Consider the following 23,286-nt stretch of genomic DNA (forward strand, 5'->3'; position numbering starts at 1 on the left):
TCTCGGGCCTCGTCGGCGCAGTGACGAAGGCCCGCGAAGTGCGGGCGGAAGGCATGCCATGACCATCGGAATCGCCCTCGCGCTAGGTGCCGCGATCGGCGTGTTGCTGGGCCTGCTCGGCGGCGGCGGATCCATTCTCGCTGTGCCGGCACTGGTCTACGTCCTCGGCCTCGGGATCGGCCAGGCGATTCCGATGTCGCTGATCGTGATCGGCATCGCCTCGGCCGTTGGCGCCATCCCGAAGATCTTCGCGCATCAAGTGCAGTGGCGACTGGCTGCGATCTTCGCAGCGACCGGCATCCCGGCGACCTTCCTCGGCACTGCGATCGGCAGACATCTGCCGCAGTCGGTGCTGTTGATCGGCTTCGCGCTGGTGATGGTCGTGGCCGGGATCCGGATGCTGCAGGACAAGGGGGACACCGGCACCGCATGCACCGTCGGAGACAGCGGGATCAACTGGCGCCGTTGCGCACCGCGATCCCTTCCTGCGGGCTTCGTCGTCGGGTTGCTCACCGGCTTGTTCGGTGTCGGCGGCGGTTTCCTGATCATTCCGGCGCTGGTGCTGATGCTCGGCGTGGAGATGCCGATCGCCATCGGTACCTCACTGCTGATCATCGTCGCCAACTCCGCCGCCGGAGTGGTCTCCCATCTGGGAGGGGCAGGCATCGACTGGCCGATCACCACAGCGTTCGTGGGCACTGCGATCGTCGGGTCACTGATCGCGGGCCACTACGGCACCAAGCTCGAAACGGGCCGGCTGCAACGCTGGTTCGCCTACCTCGTCTTCGTCGTGGCGGCCTACGTGCTCGTCGACACGATCTTCCTTCACTAGCACCACTGAAAGGGGCAACATGCACGTCTCCATCATTGAAACGTCTGGCCTCGGGGACCGTAGCTACCTGGTCGACCACGGCGGTATCGCTGTGGTCATCGACCCTCACGCGACATCGACCGGGTTCTGACTCTGGCTGGAGAACGGGGGGGTGACGATCACCCACGTGCTGGAGACCCACATCCACAACGACTACGTCACAGGCGGTTTGGAGTTGGCGCGGACAGTGGACGCGGAGTACGTGGTGCCCGCCGGCACTCGATTCGACGTCTTGCCGACGAGTTGCCCTCCGATACAGACGTTTACCCCACCCATGGGGGAGGTGTGGGTGCACTATGCGTCCGGGTACCGGTCCTCCATCGCGGTGCCCTGCAACTCCGGCTGACGGGGTTGTGTCAGAGAATCGCGAGCGTCGTCTCCGCTGCCCGCGCGAGCGCCTCGTGCACCGGCAATGCCCGGAACGACGTCGACAGAATCTCGACGCCCCACGGGCCGTCGAAGCCCTTGTCACGGAGGACGGCGACGAGGCCCGGGAGGTCGAATGTGCCTTCACCGCAGAGCAGCCGGTGATCAACGGTGTCCTCGAACAGCGTGCCGACCACGGTTGCGGCGGCATCGTCGAGCTCGACGCCGTAGACCATCTCGGCCGTGAGGGACGCCTGCAGCTCGTCGAGTGACGTTCCGGCCCGGAACACATGCCAGGCATCGACGAGCAGACCGACCCCGGGATGCCCTGTCAGGGATACGAGTTCGGCGCCCATCGGGACGGTGGCGAGGCCGGAGAACGGCATCGTCTCGATGGCGAGGCGCGTACCCCGCTGCCGAGCCTGGTCGGCCAGGTCGCACAGTGGCGCGACGAGGTCGCCCAGGTCGGCGAACGCGGGACCGGTCCTCGACCCGATCTTGATGAAGCCGGGCTCTAGTACCTCAGCGGCGTCCAGCAACAGATCCCGGACGGCGTAGGTGTTGCCCGCGTCGCCGCGCGGAACCCACCATCGTTCGATCAACTCGATCTCGACATGAGTCAGTCCCGCGTCGGCGATCATGTCGCGCAGTGTTCCGAGGCCGATCGAATCACGCACGGCGGCAATGTCATCAGCAATGAGGCCCATGCCGATGTAGCCCGCCGCGGCGATCGCGTCGATGCGTTCGCCGATCGACACCGGGCTGGTGGCCGGGCTCCGCATCGGCGAGGTGTCACCTGCGCTGGTCCACGCCGTGGCGACGAGTGTGGGTTCTGCCATGGGAAGCCTTCCAGGCGCCGAGAGTGCAGTTGTCGAACGCGCTACTGGCTGAACGTGTTCAACATCTGCACTCTCGACGGGTCCGGTCAGGCGTTCTGCGGGAAGCCCAGTTCGATGCCGCCGTGGCTGGGGTCGAGCCAGCGGGCGGTGATGGCTTTTTGGCGGGTGAAGAAGTTGACGCCGTCGATGCCGTGGGCGTGGGAGTCGCCGAAGAGGGAGGCTTTCCAGCCGCCGAAGCTGTAGTAGGCCATGGGGACGGGGATGGGGACGTTGATGCCGACCATGCCGACTTCGACTTCGTTTTGGAAGCGGCGGGCCGCGCCGCCGTCGTTGGTGAAGATGGCGGTGCCGTTGCCGTAGGGGTTCGAATTGATCAGCTCGAGGGCTTGGTCGTAGGTGTCCACGCGTAGCACGGACAGGACGGGGCCGAAGATTTCGTCGGTGTAGACGCTCATGTCGGGGGTGACGTTGTCGAGCAGGGTGGGGCCCAGCCAGAACCCGTCTGCTTGACCGTTTGGGGTGACCTGGCGGCCGTCGAGGACGACTTTGGCGCCGGCGGTTTCGCCGGCGTCGATGTAGCCGGCGACTTTGTCGCGGTGCGCGGCGGTGACCAGGGGTCCCATGTCGGCGTCGGTGGTGCCGTCGCCGGTGGTGATGGTGGCGGCGCGTTCGGCGATTTTGGCGACCAGGTCATCGGCGATGGGGCCGACCGCGACGGCCGCGCTGATGGCCATGCAGCGTTCCCGGCGGAGCCGAACCCGCGTTGACCATGGCGTCGGCGGCCAGGTCGAGGTCGGCGTCGGGCAGGATCACGGCGTGGTTCTTGGCCCCGCCCAGGGCTTGGACGCGTTTGCCGGCGGCGGTGCCGGTGGCGTAGACGTACTGGGCGATCGGGGTGGATCCGACAAAGGACACGCTCTTGATTTTGGGGTTGGTGAGCAGTTCGTCGACGGCGGTTTTGTCGCCGTGTAGGACGTTGAACACCCCGGCGGGCAGGCCGGCTTCTTTCCACAGGTTGGCGATCCACAGCGAGGCCGAGGGGTCTTTCTCGCTGGGTTTGAGGACCACGGTGTTGCCGCAGGCGATGGCGATGGGGAAGAACCACATCGGGACCATGGCGGGGAAGTTGAAGGGGGAGATGATGCCGACCGGGCCCAGGGGTTGGCGCAGGGAGTAGACGTCGACTTTGGTGGAGGCGTTCTCGGTGTAGCCGCCCTTGAGCAGGTGCGGGATGCCGCAGGCGAACTCGACGACTTCCTGGCCGCGGCTCACTTCGCCCAGGGCGTCGGAGACGACCTTGCCGTGCTCGCTGGTGATGATCTCGGCGAGCTCACCCTTGCGCTCGTTGAGCAGTTCGCGGAACCGGAACAGGATCTGGGTGCGTTTGGTCAGCGAGGTGTCGCGCCAGGCCGGGAAGGCTGCGGCGGCGGCATCGATCACGTGGCGGGCGTCATCGACCGACGCCAACGCCACCTGCCCGGTCACCACCCCCGTCGCCGGATTCGTCACCGGCGCGAAAGCACCACTACTCCCGGCAAAAACCTCGTCATCGACCCAATGGGAAATCGTGTTCGTCATGTCTTACTTCCTTCTGTGTTTCAGGGCTTGAGGTCTGCGAGCTGCACGTCGACGGGCAGACCGGTTTCGAGGGATTCGACCCCCGCGGCGCACACTGCGGCGGCCGCGTAGCCGTCCCATGCGGTGGGGCCGTCTGTGTACATTCCCGTGGTGCGCCCACTGCGCACCGCGTCGACCCACCGCTGGATCTCGGTGTCATAGGCACGGCCGAAGCGCTCGCGGAATCCCGGGGTGATCCGGCCACCTCGGGTGCCGGGCGCGGCGGTTCGGATCAGCCCCACGTCCAGGCCGATCATCGCGCTGCCGAGTTCGCCGACCACCTCCGTGCGCACCTCGTAGGCCACCCCGGTCGTGACGAACAACTCGACATCGACATGCCGACCGCTCACTGTCCTCATGATCGCGATCTGCGGATCGATGACACCTTCGGGCGCACCGGGATTGGCCGCCGGCCGGACGATCTGCACGCTGGCGATCTCCTCGCCGAACAGGAATCGGGTGACGTCGACCTCGTGCACCAGCGAATCCTTGACGATCAGCGAGCTGTCGAAGTAGCTCGGCACGCTCGGGTTGCGGTGCACTCAGTGCATCACCAGCGGAGCGCCCAGCTCGCCACTGTCGAGAAGCGTCTTGAGCGCCATGTACTCCTCGTCGAACCGCCGCATGAAACCGACCTGGATCAGCGGACGCGCCAGCTCGGCCTCCCGCCTGACGATCTCCAGCGACGTGGAAACATCAGTGGTCAAGGGCTTTTCACACATGACCGGCTTGGCGTGCTCCAGGCACGCCAGCAGCTGCTTCTCGTGGGTGCTGCCCGGGGTGGCCAGCACCACGGCATCCACGTCGGAGTCGGCGATGGCGTCCAAGGGGTCGGACACCGCACGGCAGCCGGGGGTCTCGGACGCGATCTGTTCGGCCTTCTCCGTGACGAAGTCGTTGACGACCGTGACCCGCGCCCCTGAGATCCGCGACGAGATGCGGGCCACGTGGTCGGCACCCATCACTCCGACGCCGAGAACGGCCACTCTGAGATCGGACACGCTCGTCACTCCGACGGCTTGATCAACGGGCGCTGGACCTTCTTCCAGTCCGCGTACCGCTGGTAGGCGTGCTGCGTCGACTCCAGCGAGGACACCTCGCTGACCGGGACGTCCCACCAGGAGTGGCTGTCGGGGGCGTAGATCAGCGGGTCGGTCTCGACGTAGATCACCGTGGTGCGGTCGGCGGCCTTGGCGACCTTGACCGCATCGGCGAACTCTGCGGCCGTAGTCACCTTGATGACGTCGGCGCCGAGGCTCGCCGCGTTGGCCGCCAGATCGACCGGCAGGGTGTCGCCGTCGAGCCGGCCGTCCTCGCTGCGGTAGCGGTAGGCCGTGCCGAACCGCTGGGAGCCCAGCGACTCCGACAGCCCGCCGATCGATGCGAACCCGTGGTTCTGGACGAGTACCGGGATGATCTTGACGCCTTCCTGCACGGCGGTCACGATCTCGGTGGCCATCATCAGATAAGAGCCGTCGCCGACCATGACGAACACGTCGCGGTCCGGCGCGGCCATGCGCACCCCGATACCGCCGGCGATCTCGTAGCCCATGCAGGAGTATCCGTACTCGACGTGATAGCCCTTGCGGTCGCGCATCCGCCACAGCTTGTGCAGATCGCCGGGCATCGATCCGGCCGCGCACACGACGACGTCGCGCGGGTCGGACAGCGTGTTCACCAGCCCGATCACCTGATTCTGATTCAGTGCTGCGCCGTCCTCGGTGCGGTACACCCCCGAGACCGTGTCGTTCCACTCGGTCATAAGTTCGGCTGTGCGCGTGCGGTATTCGTCGCTGACGGTGTAGTCGCCGACCGCGTCCGAGAGCGCCTCGAGGACATCGCGGGCGTCGGCGACGACGCTGACACCGCCCTGCTTGACCGCGTCCAGCGACGCGACGTTGATGTTGACGAACCGCACGTCGGGGTTGTTGAAGGCCGTGCGCGACGCCGACGTGAAATCGCTGTAGCGGGTGCCGATGCCGATGATCACATCGGCCTCGCTCGCCAACGCGTTGGCGGCCGTCGTCCCCGTCGATCCGACCGCGCCGACCGACTGCGGATGCTCGTGCAAGAGCGAGCCTTTGCCGGCCTGGCTCTCGCACACCGGGATTCCGGTCTGCGCCGCGAACTGCGCCAGAGCGTCACTGGCGCCCGAGTAGATCACGCCGCCGCCGGCCACGATCAGCGGCTTGCGTGCCGAGCGCACCACCTCGGCGGCGCGGGCGATCACCGACCGCTCGGCCGGCGGCCGGGCGATGTGCCAGGTCCGTTCCGCGAACAGCGATTCCGGCCAGTCGTGGGCCTCGGCCTGAACGTCCTGTGGCAAGGACACCGTCGCCGCGCCCGTCTCGGCGGGGTCGGCGAGCACCCGCATGGCACCCAGCAGGGCGGCGGGCAGTTGCTCGGGACGCCACACCCGATCGAAGTATCGCGACAGCGGCTTGAACGCGTCGTTGACCGTCACATCGCCACTTGCCGGCAGCTCCAGTTCCTGCAGCACCGGGGAACTGACCCGCGTCGCGAATGTGTCGGACGGTAGGAGCAGCACCGGAAGGCGGTTGATCGTGGCCAGCGCCGCGCCGGTGAGCATGTTGGACGAGCCCGGGCCGATGCTGGCGGTGACCGCCCAGGCCTGCAGGCGGTCCTGCTGGCGGGCGTAGGCCACCGCCGTGTGCACCATCGCCTGCTCGTTGCGGCCGAGCACGTACTTCAGGCCCGGCTCGACACCGGCCTCGTAGGCCTCGACCTCATCCTGCAGCAGGGCCTGGCCGATGCCGGCGACGTTGCCGTGGCCGAAGATGCCGAGGCAGCCGGCGAAGAACTTGTGCCGGTGCCCGTCCCGCTCGACGTACTGGTTGGCCAGGAAGCGCACGGTCGCCTGGGCGACGGTGAGGCGCACGGTCTTCTCGGTGTCGGCGAGCTTCTCGGTCGACTTGGGCGCGGTGGATACCACGGTTCAGTCTCCTATCCAGCCGGCGGAGCCGGCGTGCGAGTCGTGGCGGACGGGGTGAAGGGAAGACGGGGGTCGATCTGCTGGTGCTCCCAGCTGCCGCGCAACCAGGTGTGGGCGGGGTCGTCGCAGATCAGCCAGGCGCGGGTGGGTCCGGAGCCGGCCATCACGTTGAGGTAGTACATGTGATGCCCCGGCGCGGCGATGGACGGGCCGTGATAGCCGTGCGGCACGAGCACCACGTCACCGGTCCGCACCTCCTCGAGCACCTCGATCGGACGCTGCGGCGTGCCGTAGACGCGGTGGTAGCCGAATCCCGTTGTGCCGGCAGGGCTGTCGTCGATCTCGAAGTAGTAGATCTCCTCGAGCTGGGTCTCGACGTCGGTGTTCTCATCGTGCTTGTGCGCGGGATAGCTCGACCAGTTGCCGCCGGGGGTGATCACCTCGCAGGCGATCAGCGAATCGGCCTCGAATGCCGTTGCGGTGCCAAAGTTGTGCACCTGGCGGCTGCAGTTGCCCGCGCCGCGCAGCTCGACCGGCACGTCGGCCGCCGCCACCCGGCGGTTCGGGAACGACGTCGATGCCCGGGCGCCGCAGATCGCGATCCGGCCGCGGCCCGACAGCGTGTACTCCTGACCGATGCCGAGGTAGACCATGTCCGCGGGTCCGTCGAACACCGAGACACGGGGCGACAGCGCGAACGTCTGGCCGGCGCACTCGACGGTGGCGGCGCCGGCGAGCGGCAGGATCATCACCTCGGTGCCGTCGGTGGACAGGGACAGCGAGGTGCCGTCGCCGAGATCGGCGACGTGCAGCGATGATTCGGCCCATCCCGCGTCTTCGGGGGTGATCGTGACCGTGAACGGCGCGTCGGCGCTGTTGGCGGGTATGTAGAGCTTCGAGTTCATCGGATCATCGCCACCGCGGTCGCGACGGCCGAGCTGACGTCGTCGTCGGGCGGGTAAAGCAGGGTGCGACCCACGATCAGCCCGCGCACCGAGGGCAAGGCGAGCGCCTTCTCCCAACTCGCGAACGCCTCGTCGGGGTCTGTCGGGTCCCCGCCCAGCAGCAGGGTGGGCATGGTGGTGGAGTCCATCACCCGGTCCATCTCGTCGACGACGGGCAGCTTCATCCAGGTGTAGGCCGACGTCGCGCCGAGGCCCTGACCGATGTGCACCGACTTGATCACCGCGTCCGGCGACAGGTCGTTGCGGACCTTGCCGTTCACCCGTGAGGACATGAACGGCTCGAGCATCGCGATCAGCCCGTGCGCGGCGAGCTCGTCGATGGCCTGGGCGCACGAGGCCAGAGTCGCGACGGTGCCCGGGTCGTCGAGGTCGATGCGGCACAGCATCTTTCCGCCGTTCATCCTCGCCGCCGCGGTGGACGCCGCGGTGGCGCCGGTCATCCGGTCGTCGAGCTCGAACGACGAGCCCGCGAGTCCGCCGCGGTTGAACGAGCTGAACACGACCTTGTCCTCGAGCGCGCCGAGCAGCAGCAGGTCATCGAGGATGTCGGCGGTGGCCAGCACCCCGTCCACACCCGGATCGGCCAATGCGGCGCGCAGCCGGTCCAGCAGATCGGTGCGGCTGTTCATCGCGGTCGGACGCGAGCCGACGGCCAGGGCGCCACGGGCCGGATGGTCGGCGGCGACGATCATCAGCCGGCCGTTGCCGCGCGTCGTCGGCCGGGTGGTGCGGTTCCGCCAGGCCCGGGCAACGGCGCCGGGATCGTTGGCACGCAGCTCGGTGATCGCCGAATAATCCTGGCAGACAGCGTTTTCAGACATTGACGGCATCCTCTGCGGTCTGTTCGGCCAGCTCGGCGACCTCGGTGGCTGTCGGCATGGCGGTCGAGCATTCGAGCCGGCCGGCGACGATGGCGCCCGCGGCGTTGGCGTAGCGCAGGGTCTTCTCCAGCGACCAGCCGTGCAGCAGACCGTGGCACAGGCTGCCGCCGAACGCATCCCCGGCGCCGAGGCCGTTGACGACGTCGACTTCGTTGGGGGCCACCGTGACGGACGACCGGCGGCTCTTGCCGAGCACGCCGCGCGGTCCCTGCTTGACGATGGCCAGCTCGACGCCGAGGTCGAGCAGTGCGTCGGCCGCCTTGTGCGGGTTCGACTCCCCGACGGCGATCTCGCACTCTTCACGGTTGCCGACGGCGACGGTGACATGGGCCAGGGCCGCGCGTACCTGCTCGGTGGCGGCGGCGGGGGAGTCCCAGAACATCGGCCGGTAGTCGAGATCCAGCACGGTCAGGGGTCGACGCTCGCGAGCCTCCCAGGCCGCGAAATGCGCACTGCGGCTCGGCTCTTCGGACAGTCCGGTGACCGTGGCCCAGAACAGTCGCGCCGAGCGGACCGCGTCGGCGTCGATCGCGTCGGGGCGGATCTGCAGGTCGGGTGCGCTGGGCTTGCGGTAGAAGTACAGCGGGAAGTCGTCGGGCGGGAAGATCTCGCAGAACGTCACCGGCGTCGGGAACTCACCATGGGTGGTTACGAACCGGTTGTCCACCCCGAGACGGGCGAGCTCGGCACGCACGAACCGACCGAACGGGTCGTCGCCTGCTCCGGAGATCAGAGCCGTGCGGTTACCGAGCCGGGCAGCCGCGACGGCGACGTTGGCGGCACTGCCCCCGAGGAACTTGCCGAAGGACTCGACGTCTTCGAGGCCGACGCCGACCTGCAGGGGGTACACGTCGACGCCGCTGCGCCCGATGGCGAGAACGTCATATGGCTGATTTGTCATTACAGGGGTCATGTGCAAGTCACTCCGACGGATTGGTGGGTGGCTGTTATGACTGTGCCTCCCGCCACACCGTCATGTCAATAGTTTGTCCTGACATTCTGTCTTGTTGCCAATCCGGTGCTACGCTTCCTCTACCGTTTCCAGGGCAAACTCGAGATCGGAGCCGATGTGCCTCTGACCGTGGAGCTCGACAGGTCCAGTCCTGTCCCCCTCTACTATCAGCTCGCCCAGGCCATCGAGGCCTCCATCAGGGACGGCGAGCTCGCGCCGGGCGACCGGTTCGAAAACGAACTGGCACTGGCCAAGCGACTCTCGTTGTCGCGCCCGACCACCCGGCGGGCCATCCAGGAACTCGTCGACAAGGGCCTGCTGGTGCGCAAACGCGGGGTCGGCACGCAGGTCGTGCAGAACCCGGTGCACCGCCGGGTCGAACTGACCAGTCTGTTCGACGACCTCGCCCGCGCGGGGCAGGAACCGACCACCACGCTGCTCGAGTACCAGGTCGGCCCGCCCGAGGAGGAGGTCGCCCGCGAGCTCAATCTGGCGCTGGACCGTGAGGTGGTGTCGATTCGACGGCTGCGCTGCGCCAACGGGGAACCGCTCGCGGTGATGACCAACTACCTTCCCGTCGAGATCGCGCCCGATGCCGAGGAACTCGAGAGCAACGGGCTCTACCAGTCGCTGCGCGCCCGGGGTGTGCACATCCGGTTGGCGCGTCAGCGCATCGGGGCTCGCGGCGCCTCCCGGGCGGAGGCGCAGCTGCTCGACGAGAAACCGAATGCGCCGTTGCTCACGATGGCTCGCACCGCGTTCGACGATTCGGGCGCGGCGGTCGAGTTCGGCAACCACTGCTATCGCGCGTCGCGGTACTACTTCGACACCACGCTCGTCGACCGCTGACCCCTCACCCGCCGATCAGGAGAATGCGGTGCGGAAGGCGTCGAGCGCGGCCTCGCTGCCGGCCGTGCCTTCGTGGGCGGCCCAGGCTTCCATGCCGATCGTCCCGCGGTAGCCCAACTCTCGGAGTGCGTCCGCGATCGCAGGGTAGTTGATCTCGCCGGTGCCCGGTTCCCGTCGGCCGGGCACATCGGCCACCTGGATCTCGCCGATCGACTCCCCGCAGCGACGCAGCAGCTCGATCAGATTGCCCTCGCCGATTTGAGCGTGGTATAGGTCCAGCATCATCTTCACGTTCGGGTGTCCGACGCCTTCGACGAGTGCGAGCGTGTCTTTGGCGCGGGCCAGCGGCACGCCCGGGTGGTCGACGATCGTGTTGAGGTTCTCCACGACGAACGTCACGCCTGCCGCGGCGCCCAGCTCGCCGAGGCGCTCGAGCGTGCGCGCGGCCGTCAGCCACATCTGACCGGTCGTTCGCTGTCGCGGCCGGGCCGCCTGCCCGTCCACCAGTTCGGCGGTGTGCAGATTGAGGCGTGAAACACCAAGGGTGGCAGCGGCTTTGATGCTCAGCTCGGCCGTGCGAACCACCTCGTCGCAGCTGTCCGGGTCGACGAGGTCGCCGTTCAGATATCCGGTCATCGACGTGAACACCGCCCCCGTCGCGGCGAGCGCGGCGAGGTCCTTGTCCTGCCAACTCCAGATCTCGGCGGCGAACCCGAGGTCGTGGATCCGCTTCACGCGTTCGACGATCGGTAGGTCGCGAAACACCATCTCCGAGCACACGGCCAGCTGGAAACTCATTGCAGTACCTCATCCCGATCGGAGGGCGGAGTGCTACGTCGACGCGATCTCGACGCACTCGCGTGATCTGCGGCGATCGTAACCGGATATGACTTGCAGTCCTAATGTCAGGACAAAGTCTTGACTTTCTGTTGTGAGCCGTATTACATCACTGCTGAGGCGTGTCGCCCGGCACAACCCCTCAAGGCTCGGTGAGGGCGGCGCGGGATCTCGAGGACAAGGAGATGTGATGACGTTCAAGCGGCTTGCGGCACTCGCCGGGGCGGGCGTTCTGGCGGTGGGAATCGTGTCGTGCTCGTCGACCGGCGGCAAGCCCGCGGGCTCGGGTGACGGCGGCGGCGGTGGCACCGTCGACACCCCGCGGATGACGATCGCGATGATCACCCACGAGGTCCCGGGTGACTCGTTCTGGGACCTGATCCGAAAGGGCGCCGAGACGGCGGCCAAGAAGGACAACATCGAGCTGCGCTACTCCAACGACCCCGAGGCCCCCAACCAGGCCAACCTGGTGCAGAGCGCGCTCGACAGCGGCGTCGACGGCATCGCGGTGACGCTGGCCAAGCCCGACGCGATGGCGCCCGCGCTGAAAGCCGCTGCCGACAAGGGTATTCCGGTCGTCGCCTTCAACTCCGGGTTCGACAACTGGAAGTCGATGGGTGTGCAGGAGTACTTCGGTCAGGACGAGAAGCTGGCCGGCGTCTCGGCGGGGGAGAAGCTCAACGCCGACGGCGCCAAAAAGGTCGTCTGCGTCATCCAGGAGCAGGGCCAGGTCGCGCTCGAGTCCCGGTGCGCCGGTGTGACGCAGGGCTTCAAGGGCCAGACCGAACTGCTGAACGTCAACAGCAAGGACATGCCGTCGGTCGAATCGACGATCACCGCCAAGCTGCAGCAGGATCCGTCGGTCGACACGATCGTCGCACTCGGCGCGCCGATCGCACTGACAGCCGTCCAGTCGAAGAAGAACGCGGGCAGCAACGCCAAGATCGTCACCTTCGACACCAATGCCGCACTCGTCGACGCCATCCAGGGCGGTGACGTGCAGTGGGCCGTCGACCAGCAGCCCTACCTGCAGGGCTATCTCGCCGTCGACGCGCTGTGGCTGTACCTGAACAACAAGAATCTGATCGGCGGAGGCCAGGCCACGCTGACCGGACCGTCGTTCATCGACAAGTCCAACATCGACGCCGTGGCCGAACTGGCCAAGGGCGGCACCCGATAGCACTGGGGGAGACTGACATGACTACCCAAGAGACTCTTGACGTCGCCGATCACAAGGTGGTTCGCGACGAACGCGTCAAGGAACGGAACCGACTGCAGCGACTGCTGATTCGCCCGGAGATGGGTGCAGCGATCGGTGCGATCGGAATCTTCGTCTTCTTCCTGATCGTCGCGGCCCCGTTCCGTGAGGCAGGGTCACTGGCCACGGTGCTCTACGCCAGCTCGACCATCGGCATCATGGCGTGCGGCGTGGCCGTGTTGATGATCGGCGGCGAGTTCGACCTGTCGGCCGGTGTGGCGGTGACGTTCAGCTCGCTGGCGGCGTCGATGCTGGCCTACAATCTGCACCTCAACCTGTGGGTGGGTTCACTTCTGGCCCTGATCCTGGCGTTGGCCGTGGGCTTCTTCAACGGTTTCCTGGTGATGAAGACCAAGATCCCCAGCTTCCTGATCACGCTGAGCACGTTCTTCATGCTCGCCGGCATCAATCTCGCGGTCACCAAACTGGTGGCCGGCCAGGTCGCCACCCAGAGCGTGAGCGACATGCAGGGCTGGGATTCCGCGCAGAAGGTCTTCGCCTCGTCGTTCACGCTGTTCGGCGTGAGCATCCGCATCACGGTGGTGTGGTGGCTGGTGTTCACCGCGATCGCGACCTGGGTGCTGTTCAAGACCAAGATCGGGAACTGGATCTTCGCCGTCGGCGGTGACGCCGACAGCGCTCGTGCCGTGGGTGTCCCGGTGACCAAGGTCAAGATCGGGCTGTTCATGTTCGTCGCCTTCTGCGCCTGGTTCGTCGGCATGCACCTGCTGTTCGCCTTCAACACGGTGCAGTCCGGGCAGGGCATCGGGAACGAGTTCTTCTACATCATCGCCGCCGTCATCGGTGGGTGCCTGCTCACCGGTGGGTACGGCACCGCGATCGGCGCCGCCATCGGTGCATTCATCTTCGGCATGACCAACCAGGGCATCGTCTACGCCGGCTGGGATCCCGACTGGTTCAAGTTCTTCCTGGGCGCGATGCTGCTGTTCGCGGTGATCGCCAACAACGCCTTCCGCAACTACGCCGCAAAGAAGTGATCTGATGACCGCAACAGTCGAAAAGCCAAGCAGCGACGCACCGTCGGGCGGCAACGTGCCGCTGGTCGAGCTCAAGGACGTCGGAAAGTCCTACGGCAACATCACCGCGCTCAAGGGCATCTGCCTGCGGGTGCACGCCGGTGAGGTGACCGGCATCCTCGGCGACAACGGCGCGGGCAAGTCCACGCTGATCAAGATCATCTCCGGACTGCATCAGCAGACGGAAGGGGAGCTGCTCGTCGACGGTGAACCGATGAGGTTCGGCTCGCCAGCCGACGCATTGGCCAAAGGCATCGCCACGGTGTACCAGAATTTGGCGGTCGTGCCACTGATGCCGGTGTGGCGCAACTTCTTCCTCGGCCAGGAGCTGCGCAAGAAGTCGTTCCCGTTCTCCCTGGACGCCAACGCGATGCGCGCCACCACCCTGACGGAGTTGTCGAAGATGGGCATCGAACTGCCCGACGTCGACGCGCCGATCGGCTCGCTGTCGGGCGGACAGCGCCAGTGCGTGGCCATCGCACGGGCGGTGTTCTTCGGCGCTCGGGTATTGATCCTGGACGAGCCGACCGCGGCGCTGGGCGTCAAGCAGTCGGGCGTGGTCCTCAAATACATCACCGCGGCCAAAGAAGCCGGCTTCGGCGTGGTGTTCATCACGCACAACCCGCACCACGCGCACCTGGTCGGCGACCACTTCGTCCTGCTCAACCGCGGCAGGCAGAAACTGGACTGCGCCTATGACGACATCACGCTCGAACACCTGACGCAGCAGATGGCCGGCGGCGACGAACTCGAGGCGTTGTCCCACGAACTGCGCAGCGCCAAGGGTTGAGTCGTCGCGGGGCCTCATCCGCTCATCGAACGTTCACGGTCTCGACATGGTGACGCTCCTCGCGTCGGCAGGCCAGGCGTCAGATCCGGCGGCACAATGGGCTCATGGACAGTGCTTTCTACACTCGCGCAGACGTCCCCGTCTGGCGTGACCCGCTGTCGGCCGGCTGGCGCGCCCACCGGAACCTGCTGCTGCTGCGCCTGCGCTGGCACGAGCGGCGTGCGGCGACCGCGGATCAGGCAGACCGCGGCTGAGGGGATGAATCTGGGCGCAACCGTCCGTTCTGTCGATCAGTGAGCCGACAACCCGGACGCGCTGCGCGACAACCGCCTTCGTGAGCCTGTCGGTATGTGCCGACAAGAGAGCGACGGTCATGGATGTCTACGAGGCGGTCTCCAGCAGGCGCGCGGTGCGGGCCTTCTCCGAGCGACCGGTTGCAGAGGAACTTCTGGAGCGGGTGCTCGCGGCAGCGGCGTGGGCACCGTCGGGGTCGAACCTGCAACCATGGCACACCTACGTGGTGACCGGTGCGCCGCTGACACGGATGACAGCACAAGCGGTCTCGCGAGTGGCAGCCGGGGAACCCTGGGACGACAGGGAATTCGAGATGTATCCGGCCGAGCTGCGATCGCCGTACCGTGAGCGGCGCCACGCATTCGCACAGCAGCGGTACGGGGCGCTCGGCATCGCCCGCGATGATTTCGAGGCCCGGCAGCGCGCCGCGATCGGGAACTGGAACTGCTTCGGCGCACCAGCCGCGCTGTTCGTCTACGTGAGCCGCGATCTCGGCCTTCCCCAGTGGGCCGACGTCGGGATGTACCTGCAGACCGTCATGCTGTTGCTCCGCGCCGAAGGGCTGCACAGTTGCCCGCAGATGGCGTGGTCGATGACGCGTACCACCGTCGCCGACGTGGTGAAACCTGCCGATGACCTGATCTTGTTCTGTGGCGTGTCCGTCGGCTATGACGCCGAGCCGGCACCGCAGGCTCGGGTCGGACGCGCGGCGCTGGCGGAGACGGTCACGTTCGTCGGCGGCCGGCGCGGGGCGAAAAGTGACGGGCGGCGGCACCTGGTTGCCAGAACTTCGCTATCCGGATAGTCGATCCTCTTGGGCCCGCGTTTCCCTGCGTTGCCGCCTTCAGGTTCTCTTCCTTCGTCCGTGTCCAGCAACCCTCGCAATTCCGCAACCCTCGGTAGCGGTGGGGTCGCTTTCACCAGCGGAATCATGGATTTTCCCCGACCGAGACCTACCCGCGTGCGGTCAGACGTGCGTACCACTCTTGGCCGGCGGCGCGAGTTCGGAAAGTTTTGCCAGGCAGCGGCGCAGACGTTTGACCAGGCATGGAGCGGAGTCGATGGTCGGTACCGCGGACTTTTGCTGGGCTGGACAACCAGTCCGGAGACGTGAAGTTTCTTGACGCAAAACGCGGACATGTCAACTTACTGCTGAGTAAATTACCGCTGTTCATGTTTGCACTTTCAACGAAGGAGAGTTCATGCACGTCGCAGTCAGGCCGCCTCTGGCAACCGCTGTCGCACTGGTGGGAGCGGGCGCCATCGCGCTCAGCCCGATTCAGCCGTCGCTGCCGGATGTCGGGATGGCGCGGGTGTCGGACGCGGCCGTTCACCTCGTCGCGCAGCCGAATCCGCTCGCTCTGTGGTCGCAGGTGATCGCTGGAGCGATCGAGAATGCCGGCGGTCTGGGGCAGGAGGTGCTGTCGGATCCGGTGCCCGTGCTGCGCCAGCTCCTGAAGAACCAGTTCGGTTATCTGGGCACCGTCGGGGACGCGGGCAAGGGCATCATCGAGGGACTGGCCGACTACTTCTCGCCGGACAATCCGTACGGCCTGCAAGCCGGAATCCGGGACGCGATCACCCAGATCAAGGCCGGCCAGATCGCGGCGGGCTTCGCGACGTTGACCTCGACCATCATCGCCGGTCCTCTGGTGGTCGGCGTCGGACTTCCGCTTCTGACCTCGGGGCTGCTGCAGGTTCCGGTCAAGATGGCACAGAATGTGGCGGCCGCGGTCAGTGCACTGTTCGACAACGCGAACATCGTGCCGCTGCTGACGGCGGCGATCGCCCCGATCATCGCTCCGATCAACGCTTTCGGCGAGTCGGTGCAGGACGTCGTCGAGGCCATCGGCGCAGGGCACCTCCTCGACGCCCTCACCGCGGTGATCAACGTGCCCGCCCGACTGGTCGGCGCCGTGCTGAACGGCTACATCGACGTCAACGGCACCTTCGCCCCCGGGCTGCTGACCGTCAGTGACGATCCCTTCAGCGCTGGCCTGCTCCAGAGCGTCTTCGTCAACCTGCCCCGGGCGATCGCGGCGGCCCTGGGGGCGGAGACGACGACGGCGACGGCGACGGCAAAGCTCGCCTCCGTCGATGCGGTCGCCACTCCGGTGACCGATGCGGCGGCGACGGTGACGCTGACGGTGCCGGCGAGCCACAATGCCTCGGAGACAACCGAACCGGACCCGGCACCGGCGTCCCCGTCCGACACGCCGGAGACGGCGGTCGATGAGGACACCGAACAGCAGCCCGCCGAGGATTCAGCGGAGGCGCCCGTCGACGACGACACCTCAGGCGACGAAGACGCTGCCGACGAAGACGCTGCCGACGACGCGACCGTCGACGACGACGCCGGGACGGATGCCGACGACCCGACACCCTCCGGAAGCAGTGATTCCGATACGTCCGGCGGCACCGATGACGCCGGTGACGCAGCGGGATCCGGAGATTCGGGCGGTGCCTCGTCCGACAGTGACGGCTCGGCCGGCGAGTAGCCCTATGTCCCAGGCCCCCGCGTCCAGCGGGGGCCTGGGCCTTCGGGTATCAGCGTGGCTGCATGCCGGCGGCCCGGTAGGCCTCGTCGATCAGCGCCATGTTCGCCACCGCGTCCGCGGAGTCCAGTGGTAGCGCGGCGCCGCGCTCGACGTGCGCGGCGAAGGCCTCGAGTTGATAGCTGTAGGACGGCCGCTTCCCGACGTGCTCCACAGTCGCGGTGTCCCCGGTGGTGATGGTCAGGCCGTCGTCGGCGGGCGGGTTGATGAAGTTGGGTACGAAAACCTCTGCGCGCGTGCCGATGACCCGCAGTGTGAACGAGTACTCCTGCTCCACCATCGAGTTCGTCGTCAATCCCGTTGCGCCGGAGGGGTAGACGAGTTCGGCGTCGAAGCGCTCGTCGACACCGGGTGTCCGCTGCACTGCGGTGGCCGACACCACTCGGGGTGACCCGAACCGGCGCATGATGTGCAGGGCGTAGCAGCCCAGGTCCATCAACGCGCCGCCGGCCATGTCCAGCGACCATCGCGGATCGTCGGGCTGCGGCTCGGGCATCCCCATCTCGACCTCGACGCGGCGTAGCTCGCCGAGCGTGCCGTCGCCGGCCAGGTCGAGCACGCGCCGCATCGCCGGATGGAACAGATAGTGGAATCCCTCCATCACCGTGACGCCCGCAGCCTCGGCGGCCGCCGCGACGCGAGTTGCCTCGGCGCGGTCGCGGGCGTAGGGCTTCTCGGTCAGTACGGGCTTGCCCGCGGCCACCGCGGCCAGGTTCCACGGAGCGTGCAACGAGTTCGCCAGCGGGTTGTAGACCAAATCGACCTCCGGGTCGCTGATCACGTCCTGATAGGACGCCAGCACCCGCTCCACGCCATACTTGTCGGCGAACACTCTGGCGCGCAGGGGATCCCGAGCCGCCACCGCGACCAGGCGACATCCCAGCTCCTGAGCGGGCCCGACGATCGCGTTCTCGGCGATACGTGACGCCCCGAGGATGCCGATCCGCAGGGTCACGCGGACACGCCCGACGCAGCTCCTGTCAGGAAGGCCACGCTGGCGAGCACATCGGCCAGTGGTCCTTCGCCGTCAGGTTCACCGTCGAGAATGGTGTCCTGCTCCATCACGTACCAGCCGTCGAATCCGCTGTCCTCCAGCGACTTGACGATGCCGGCGATGTCGACGTCACCGGCGCCCAGCGGCACGTACATGCCGGCGGCGACCGCTTCGGTGTAGGTGAGAGCGCCCGACTGCACCTGGGCGGCCAGTGCGGCGTCCACATCCTTGAGGTGCGCGTGCCTGATCCGTTCGGGCACCTCGCGGGCGAGCCGCAGCGGATCGGCGCCCCCGATCAGAAGGTGACCGGTGTCCAGGCACAGCGGGATGCGCGAACCCGTGAGCACCCGATCGACTTCGGCGCGGTTCTCCACCATCGTCCCGACATGCGGGTGCAGCACGGCGACCAGGCCGCGCTGGGCGGCGACCTCGGCGAGCCGGTCGAGGTTCGACAGCAGCGTCTGCCACTGCTGCTCGGAGAGTTCCGGCCGCGTGTCGTACCCCTCGGCGCCGGTGGCGGCGGCCAGCACCACCACACCGGCGCCGGCCGCGACCAAAGACTCGAGCGGCCCGGCGAGGTCATCGACGGGGTCGTGGTGCTCGTCGAACAGCACGACCGGCACGAACCCTCCGACGCAACTCAACCCGTGGCCGTCGAGCGTCGCCACCAACTCGGAGGTGTCCGACGGCAGGAACCCCTCGGGACCGAGTTCGGTGGCGGTGAGGCCGGCCCGGCGCATCTCGGACAGCACACGCTCCGGCGCGAGCTGATGACCCCAGCCCGGCACCTCGCACACTCCCCACGAGATCGGTGCTCCCGCAATCTTCACTGCCGTACCTCCTTGATGCGCACCGGCGCACCCCGGCGCAGGGACTCGGTGGCGGCTTCGGCGATCCATGCGACCTCGACCGCATCGGCGACCGTCGCACCCCGAACCGGGCCGCCCTGAACGACCTTCACGAACTCGCCGAGCTCGGTGCGGAACGCTTCGGTGAACCGGTCCATGAAGAAGTGGTGCGGCGACCCGGTGGGGAAGTCATTGACAGGGTCGGCATTTCGCACCGGTGATCCCTGATCCCAGCCCGCGACGACGGTGTCGTCGAAGCCGTGCACCTCCAGCCGACAGTCGTAACCGCGGCCGTTGTAGCGTGCTGCGGACACCACACCGAGCGCGCCGCCGTCGAAGCGCACCACGATCGCGGCGGTGTCGACGTCGCCGTACTCGGTGAACAGCGGGTCACCCTGGACGCTGCCGGTGGCGTACACCTCGACGACCTCCTGCCCGGTGACCCAGCGGATCGCGTCGAAATCGTGCACCGCGCAGTCGCGGAAGATGCCGCCGGAACCCTTGATGTAATCCATCGGCGGGGGAGCAGGGTCCATCGTGGTGCTCCGCACTGTGTGCAGCGCACCCAGTGCCCCGCTGTCGACGGCCTGCTTGACGGCCGCGAACGCCGCGTCGAAGCGGCGCTGATAACCCACCTGAACCGGGACGCCGGACCGCGCGATGATTTCGGCGACGCGGGCACTCTCGGCGGCCGTGGACGCGATCGGCTTCTCGCAGAAGGTCGGCAGGCCCCGCTCCACGGCGGCCAGCGCCAGTTCGGCGTGCGCCGGCGTGGCCGCCGCGACGACGATGCCGTCGACGCCCGACGACAGGAGTTCGTCGACCGAATTTGCAGGCGTGGCACCGTATTTCGAGGCGACCGCGGTGACGACGTCGGGCCGTTCATCCGTGACGACCAAGCCGGAGACCTCCGGCAGGTTCGTCAGCGTATCGGCATGGAACGCGCCGATGCGGCCGAGTCCGATCAGGCCGAGCGTGGTCATGGGTTTCTCCGTTCGTTCCGGTCGCGCAGTGCGACGTCGAGTTCTTCGTCGGTCAGGTCGTCGGCCAGCGCGCCCAGCACGATGTCGACCTGACTGGCCGGTGCCAGGCTGCCGATCGGCTGATCGCTGTCGAGGTTGGTGGGGAACGCGTAGCCCTCCGCGGTGGCCACCACGATGTTCTCCAGCTCGCGATTCGCCAGTCCGGCATCGCGCATAGCCCGCAGGGCGGGGTAGACCGCCCGCACCATCGCGGTGCGGTCCATCGCCTCCATGGCCCGCCCGAACGGCGAACTGATCTGCATCAGGTTCGCGATCCTCTTGATCGCCGACTCTCCCGTCGAGATGTTCGATCCCGCACCGTGGTACAGCGCCGGGCTGAAGAACACGGCGTCACCCTTGAGCAGTGGCAGCTGAACGTGGTGCTGTGCGAAGTAGTCGATGAACTCGGGCCGGTTGAAGGCGATGTAGCCGCCGGCGAAGCGCTGCGAATGCGGCAGCAGCATCGTGGGGCCGCTCTCGACCGGCATATCGCAGTGTGCGACCGCGCCCTGCAGCGTCAGCGCAGGCGAGGTGCGGTGAATGTGGGCCGGATAGGCGATCAGGTGGTCCTCCGGCACGAAGCCGAGGTGGTAGTCGCGGTGCGGCACCTGCGCCGTGCCGCCGGGGTTGACGACGTTGACCTGCGACGTGACCTGGTATCGCGGGCCCAGCCAGGCCTGGCACACCACAGCGAGCGCGTCGTTGGCGTAGTACTCGGCGAACACCTCGGGATCATGCAGCGCCAGTTTTTGCGCCGCGTTCCAGATGCGGTCGTTGGCGCCGGGCTTGCCGAAGTGATCACCGGCAGCCTGGCCTGCGGCCCGCTGAGCCTCGATGATCGCGAAGAACGCCTCGCTGGCCCGGTCGGTGATGTCGGCGCCGAACGCCTCGGTGAACACCACCACGCCCGGCCCGTCCGCGAGCGCACGGATCAGTTCTGCCTGCAGAGCGCGCCGGTCGCTCACCCGGGCCATGGCGGGTGCCGAGTACACCAGCACATTGCTGCGCACCTCGGCGGCATGCGGATAGTCGGCGAGATCGGTGTCGCGCTCGACCTGGGCGCGAAAATCCTGCAGGTCGAAGTCGGACTCGCCGAGCCACGGCGCCGACGCGGTGTGCAGTGGTGTTGCCATGGCCGTTAGTCTTGCTGTGATCGGAGTCGCAATCAACGGCAGAAATCCATCAAAAAGACCTCAGGCTCGGCGGGGAGGGGGCGGCAGGTGGCGCACCGCTACAAGGTCCGCGAGATCGCCCAGCAGAGCGGGCTGAGCGAGGCCACGGTCGACCGGGTGCTCAACAACCGCCCCGGCGTGCGGGAGACCACGATCGCCGAGGTCAATCAGGCGATCGCCGACCTCGACAAGCAGCGCACGCAATTGCGGCTCAACGGCCGCCGGTTCCTCGTCGACGTGGTGATGCAGACGCCGCAACGCTTCTCCGACGCGTTCCGTGCGGCCGTCGAGGCCGAGCTCCCGGCGTTCGCGCCCGCCATGGTGCGGGCGCGCTTCCATCTGTGGGAGTCGGGCTCGGCGACCGAGATGGTCGACACGCTGAGCAGGATCCGCGGCAGCCACGGCGTCGTCCTCAAGGCCCAGGACGAACCCCAGGTCGCCGAGGCGGTGGACCACCTGGTCGCGGGGGGAGTTCCGGTGGTGACCTACGCGACCGACATTCCGTCGAGCGCGCGCTGCGCCTACGTCGGGATCGACAACCACGGAGCCGGGGTGACCGCCGCCTACCTGGTGAACCAGTGGCTGGGGGCGGCTTCCTCGGACGTGCTGATCACGGTCAGCCGCACGGTATTTCGCGGCGAGGGGGAGCGCGAGGTCGGATTCAGGAGCGGCCTGCGCGGATCGGGCCGGGCGATCGTCGAGGTGAGCGACAGCGACGGTATCGACGCGACCAACGAGCGGCTCGTGCTGGATGCGCTCGAGCGCAATCCGGGCGTCGGGGCGGTCTACTCACCGGGCGGCGGCAACACCGCCACCGTGGCGGCTTTCGAACGGTTGGGCCGGAAATGCCACGTCTTCGTCGCCCACGACCTCGATGCGGACAACCGGCGGCTGCTCCGCGACGGCCGCATCTCGGTCGTGCTGCACAACGACCTGCGCGCCGACGCAAGATCGGCGATCAGATCCGTCCTGCAGTGGCACGGCGCACTGCCCGCCGAGCCTGTCCGGCCGGCGCCCATCCAGGTCGTGACGCCCTACAACCTCCCGTCTGACCCGTAGGAATCGTTGAATGCGGGTAATCACCGATAGCATTTCGCCCCACGGTGTCGAGAACGCGCCGATGTAGACCCGGGAGATCGATCGGTGCCGCGAGAACTCGTCAACGGTGTGACCGTGCTGGGCAATCTGGCGATCGATGTCATCAACGGTGCCGCCAAGAGCCCGGGTGGCTGCGCGTCTTTCGCGGGCGTGGCGCTGCAAGCCTCCGGCTGCCCCGGCCGGATCGTGGCCCTCGGTGCCGAGCAGGACCACGAGCTCTTCGACTCGCTGCTCGCCCGTTTCGGTGATCTCGTCCGGGTGCTGCCCGCGGACCGCACGAGCGCGTTTTGTCTCGACTATGACGATGTCGACCATCGCCACATGTCGGTCGACGCCATCGGCCCCGTGTGGGGTGAGGCCGAGATCGCGGCCGCGGACCCCGACACCACGTGGGTGCACCTCGCGCCGCTGCTGCGCACCGACTTCCCGGCCGAGACGCTGGCGCTGCTGTCCGCCCGCGGTCATCGCGTCGTCTACGACGGGCAGGGTCTGGTGCGCGCCGACCGACTGGGACCGCTGGTCGAGGATCGCCACTTCCCGGCGGACCTGCTGACCCACCTCGATGTCCTGAAGCTTGCAGAGGACGAGGCCGTCGTCGTGGCGGACGGCCCGTTCGACGCCGCAGCGGCCGAGCGGCTCGGGGTGCCGGAGATCGTGGTGACGTACGGCTCCGAGGGTTGCGACATCTACACCGACGGTGAGGTCCTGCGCGTTCCCGCGGCGTGGCGTGTGCTCGACGTGCAGACCACGGGCGCCGGCGACATGTTCACCGCGTGTTATGCAGCCCACCGTGCCATGGGCGCCGCTCCTCGGCGGGCCGCGCAGCAGGCGAGCGAACTCGTCGCCAAGGAGCTCGAGGAGCGTCGCCGGGTCCAGTCGGCGTCGCTCGGCTGAGCTGCCCCCGCACCACCGGCCGAAGCGAACCCAGTGCTAGCTGTCAGCTACTGACGGGTAACCCCGGTCTTAGAAAACTGCGCCCTCGAAAACGTGACGAAAACCACAAAAATGTCTCATGCCCCGCGGCAGCACCCGCTTGAACTGGGCACTTCGCGGTTCTTTACTTGTCGGTAGCCCGCGCTCCGTGTGCA

The 23,286-nt window shown here is 67.4% G+C and carries 20 protein-coding genes and 3 pseudogenes; 11 read left to right on the forward strand and 12 right to left on the reverse strand.

Features of this window, described 5'->3' with window-relative positions; genetic code table 11:
* The first annotated feature begins 58 nt into the window (after nt 1-58).
* Entirely contained in the window at nt 59-832 is a 774-nt protein-coding gene (locus G6N45_RS13945) for a sulfite exporter TauE/SafE family protein (RefSeq protein ID WP_163722845.1), read from the forward strand.
* A 19-nt stretch (nt 833-851) separates the two neighbouring features.
* Nucleotides 852-1,088: pseudogene (locus tag G6N45_RS13950) on the forward strand (MBL fold metallo-hydrolase); the annotation flags it as partial.
* Between the two features lie 139 nt (nt 1,089-1,227).
* Here the strand turns inward: G6N45_RS13950 and G6N45_RS13955 are convergent.
* From G6N45_RS13955 to iolC, 7 genes and pseudogenes are all read right to left on the reverse strand, one after another.
* Nucleotides 1,228-2,076 (reverse strand): sugar phosphate isomerase/epimerase family protein, encoded by an 849-nt coding sequence (locus G6N45_RS13955; RefSeq protein WP_163722846.1) that lies wholly within the window; start codon nt 2,074-2,076, stop codon nt 1,228-1,230.
* Between the two features lie 86 nt (nt 2,077-2,162).
* Nucleotides 2,163-3,654: pseudogene (locus G6N45_RS13960) on the reverse strand (CoA-acylating methylmalonate-semialdehyde dehydrogenase).
* A gap of 20 nt (nt 3,655-3,674) precedes the next feature.
* Nucleotides 3,675-4,694, reverse strand: a pseudogene (locus G6N45_RS13965) (Gfo/Idh/MocA family protein).
* A 5-nt stretch (nt 4,695-4,699) separates the two neighbouring features.
* The gene (gene iolD / locus G6N45_RS13970; RefSeq protein WP_163722847.1) at nt 4,700-6,646 is read right to left on the reverse strand and encodes a 3D-(3,5/4)-trihydroxycyclohexane-1,2-dione acylhydrolase (decyclizing); all 1,947 of its coding nucleotides are present in this window, start codon (nt 6,644-6,646) and stop codon (nt 4,700-4,702) included.
* Nucleotides 6,647-6,657: 11 nt separating this feature from the next.
* Nucleotides 6,658-7,551, reverse strand: coding sequence for a 5-deoxy-glucuronate isomerase (gene iolB / locus G6N45_RS13975; RefSeq protein WP_163722848.1), 894 nt, complete (start codon nt 7,549-7,551; stop codon nt 6,658-6,660).
* Nucleotides 7,548-8,432 carry a Cgl0159 family (beta/alpha)8-fold protein gene (locus G6N45_RS13980; protein WP_163722849.1) on the reverse strand — a complete coding sequence of 295 codons (885 nt, stop codon included), beginning with the start codon at nt 8,430-8,432 and terminating at the stop codon, nt 7,548-7,550. Before G6N45_RS13980 ends, iolB begins: the two co-directional genes overlap by 4 nt.
* Complete coding sequence (gene iolC, locus G6N45_RS13985; RefSeq protein WP_163722850.1) at nt 8,425-9,393, reverse strand: 5-dehydro-2-deoxygluconokinase; 969 nt, start codon at nt 9,391-9,393, stop codon at nt 8,425-8,427. The genes G6N45_RS13980 and iolC overlap by 8 nt, the downstream gene beginning before the upstream one ends.
* A gap of 168 nt (nt 9,394-9,561) precedes the next feature.
* On the opposite strand from iolC, the gene G6N45_RS13990 reads away from it, so the two are divergent.
* The gene (locus G6N45_RS13990; protein ID WP_163722851.1) at nt 9,562-10,293 is read left to right on the forward strand and encodes a GntR family transcriptional regulator; all 732 of its coding nucleotides are present in this window, start codon (nt 9,562-9,564) and stop codon (nt 10,291-10,293) included.
* Between the two features lie 15 nt (nt 10,294-10,308).
* Here G6N45_RS13990 and G6N45_RS13995 read toward each other — a convergent pair whose 3' ends face one another.
* Nucleotides 10,309-11,091, reverse strand: coding sequence for a TIM barrel protein (locus G6N45_RS13995; RefSeq protein WP_163722852.1), 783 nt, complete (start codon nt 11,089-11,091; stop codon nt 10,309-10,311).
* A gap of 229 nt (nt 11,092-11,320) precedes the next feature.
* Between G6N45_RS13995 and G6N45_RS14000 the strand changes: the two genes are divergently transcribed.
* The 6 genes from G6N45_RS14000 (at nt 11,321) to G6N45_RS14025 (ending at nt 17,007) form a co-directional block, all read left to right on the forward strand.
* Nucleotides 11,321-12,310: a substrate-binding domain-containing protein gene (locus tag G6N45_RS14000; RefSeq protein ID WP_163722853.1), complete on the forward strand. Its 990-nt coding sequence runs from the start codon at nt 11,321-11,323 to the stop codon at nt 12,308-12,310.
* Nucleotides 12,311-12,327: 17 nt separating this feature from the next.
* On the forward strand, nt 12,328-13,386 hold the full coding sequence (locus G6N45_RS14005) for an ABC transporter permease (protein WP_163722854.1): 1,059 nt from the start codon (nt 12,328-12,330) through the stop codon (nt 13,384-13,386).
* Nucleotides 13,387-13,390: 4 nt separating this feature from the next.
* Complete coding sequence (locus tag G6N45_RS14010; RefSeq protein WP_163722855.1) at nt 13,391-14,215, forward strand: ATP-binding cassette domain-containing protein; 825 nt, start codon at nt 13,391-13,393, stop codon at nt 14,213-14,215.
* Nucleotides 14,216-14,319: 104 nt separating this feature from the next.
* A complete protein-coding gene (locus G6N45_RS14015) occupies nt 14,320-14,469 on the forward strand; it encodes a hypothetical protein (RefSeq protein ID WP_163722856.1) in 150 nt (49 codons plus the stop codon).
* 119 nt (nt 14,470-14,588) lie between these two features.
* Entirely contained in the window at nt 14,589-15,314 is a 726-nt protein-coding gene (locus tag G6N45_RS14020; protein WP_163722857.1) for a nitroreductase, read from the forward strand.
* Nucleotides 15,315-15,711: 397 nt separating this feature from the next.
* Complete coding sequence (locus G6N45_RS14025) at nt 15,712-17,007, forward strand: hypothetical protein (RefSeq protein ID WP_163722858.1); 1,296 nt, start codon at nt 15,712-15,714, stop codon at nt 17,005-17,007.
* 49 nt (nt 17,008-17,056) lie between these two features.
* On the opposite strand, the gene G6N45_RS14030 is transcribed toward G6N45_RS14025, so the two are convergent.
* The 4 genes from G6N45_RS14030 to G6N45_RS14045 are packed head-to-tail and all read right to left on the reverse strand — an operon-like array spanning nt 17,057 to nt 21,061.
* The gene (locus G6N45_RS14030; protein ID WP_163722859.1) at nt 17,057-18,019 is read right to left on the reverse strand and encodes a Gfo/Idh/MocA family protein; all 963 of its coding nucleotides are present in this window, start codon (nt 18,017-18,019) and stop codon (nt 17,057-17,059) included.
* Nucleotides 18,016-18,888, reverse strand: coding sequence for a sugar phosphate isomerase/epimerase family protein (locus tag G6N45_RS14035; protein ID WP_163722860.1), 873 nt, complete (start codon nt 18,886-18,888; stop codon nt 18,016-18,018). The genes G6N45_RS14030 and G6N45_RS14035 overlap by 4 nt, the downstream gene beginning before the upstream one ends.
* Nucleotides 18,885-19,889 carry a Gfo/Idh/MocA family protein gene (locus G6N45_RS14040; RefSeq protein WP_163722861.1) on the reverse strand — a complete coding sequence of 335 codons (1,005 nt, stop codon included), beginning with the start codon at nt 19,887-19,889 and terminating at the stop codon, nt 18,885-18,887. Before G6N45_RS14040 ends, G6N45_RS14035 begins: the two co-directional genes overlap by 4 nt.
* Complete coding sequence (locus G6N45_RS14045; protein ID WP_163722862.1) at nt 19,886-21,061, reverse strand: phytanoyl-CoA dioxygenase family protein; 1,176 nt, start codon at nt 21,059-21,061, stop codon at nt 19,886-19,888. The genes G6N45_RS14040 and G6N45_RS14045 overlap by 4 nt, the downstream gene beginning before the upstream one ends.
* Nucleotides 21,062-21,148: 87 nt before the next feature.
* Between G6N45_RS14045 and G6N45_RS14050 the strand changes: the two genes are divergently transcribed.
* Together G6N45_RS14050 and G6N45_RS14055 are read left to right on the forward strand one after the other, a co-directional pair.
* A complete protein-coding gene (locus tag G6N45_RS14050) occupies nt 21,149-22,159 on the forward strand; it encodes a LacI family DNA-binding transcriptional regulator (protein WP_163722863.1) in 1,011 nt (336 codons plus the stop codon).
* Between the two features lie 108 nt (nt 22,160-22,267).
* Complete coding sequence (locus tag G6N45_RS14055) at nt 22,268-23,092, forward strand: PfkB family carbohydrate kinase (RefSeq protein ID WP_163728420.1); 825 nt, start codon at nt 22,268-22,270, stop codon at nt 23,090-23,092.
* The last annotated feature ends 194 nt before the right edge of the window (nt 23,093-23,286 follow it).

It is taken from the genome of Mycolicibacterium psychrotolerans (assembly GCF_010729305.1).
GTDB lineage: Bacteria > Actinomycetota > Actinomycetes > Mycobacteriales > Mycobacteriaceae > Mycobacterium > Mycobacterium psychrotolerans.

Excerpts from the sequence above, each read along its gene's own strand:
- G6N45_RS14045 (WP_163722862.1), bottom strand. The coding sequence starts at position 21,061 with ATGGCAACACCACTGCACACCGCGTCGGCGCCGTGGCTCGGCGAGTCC.
- iolB (WP_163722848.1), bottom strand. The coding sequence starts at position 7,551 with ATGAACTCGAAGCTCTACATACCCGCCAACAGCGCCGACGCGCCGTTC.
- G6N45_RS13945 (WP_163722845.1), top strand. The coding sequence starts at position 59 with ATGACCATCGGAATCGCCCTCGCGCTAGGTGCCGCGATCGGCGTGTTG.
- G6N45_RS14020 (WP_163722857.1), top strand. The coding sequence starts at position 14,589 with ATGGATGTCTACGAGGCGGTCTCCAGCAGGCGCGCGGTGCGGGCCTTC.
- G6N45_RS14015 (WP_163722856.1), top strand. The coding sequence starts at position 14,320 with ATGGACAGTGCTTTCTACACTCGCGCAGACGTCCCCGTCTGGCGTGAC.
- G6N45_RS14025 (WP_163722858.1), top strand. The coding sequence starts at position 15,712 with ATGCACGTCGCAGTCAGGCCGCCTCTGGCAACCGCTGTCGCACTGGTG.
- G6N45_RS14040 (WP_163722861.1), bottom strand. The coding sequence starts at position 19,889 with ATGACCACGCTCGGCCTGATCGGACTCGGCCGCATCGGCGCGTTCCAT.
- iolC (WP_163722850.1), bottom strand. The coding sequence starts at position 9,393 with ATGACAAATCAGCCATATGACGTTCTCGCCATCGGGCGCAGCGGCGTC.
- G6N45_RS14000 (WP_163722853.1), top strand. The coding sequence starts at position 11,321 with ATGACGTTCAAGCGGCTTGCGGCACTCGCCGGGGCGGGCGTTCTGGCG.
- G6N45_RS13980 (WP_163722849.1), bottom strand. The coding sequence starts at position 8,432 with ATGTCTGAAAACGCTGTCTGCCAGGATTATTCGGCGATCACCGAGCTG.
- G6N45_RS14005 (WP_163722854.1), top strand. The coding sequence starts at position 12,328 with ATGACTACCCAAGAGACTCTTGACGTCGCCGATCACAAGGTGGTTCGC.
- G6N45_RS13995 (WP_163722852.1), bottom strand. The coding sequence starts at position 11,091 with ATGAGTTTCCAGCTGGCCGTGTGCTCGGAGATGGTGTTTCGCGACCTA.
- G6N45_RS14010 (WP_163722855.1), top strand. The coding sequence starts at position 13,391 with ATGACCGCAACAGTCGAAAAGCCAAGCAGCGACGCACCGTCGGGCGGC.
- G6N45_RS13955 (WP_163722846.1), bottom strand. The coding sequence starts at position 2,076 with ATGGCAGAACCCACACTCGTCGCCACGGCGTGGACCAGCGCAGGTGAC.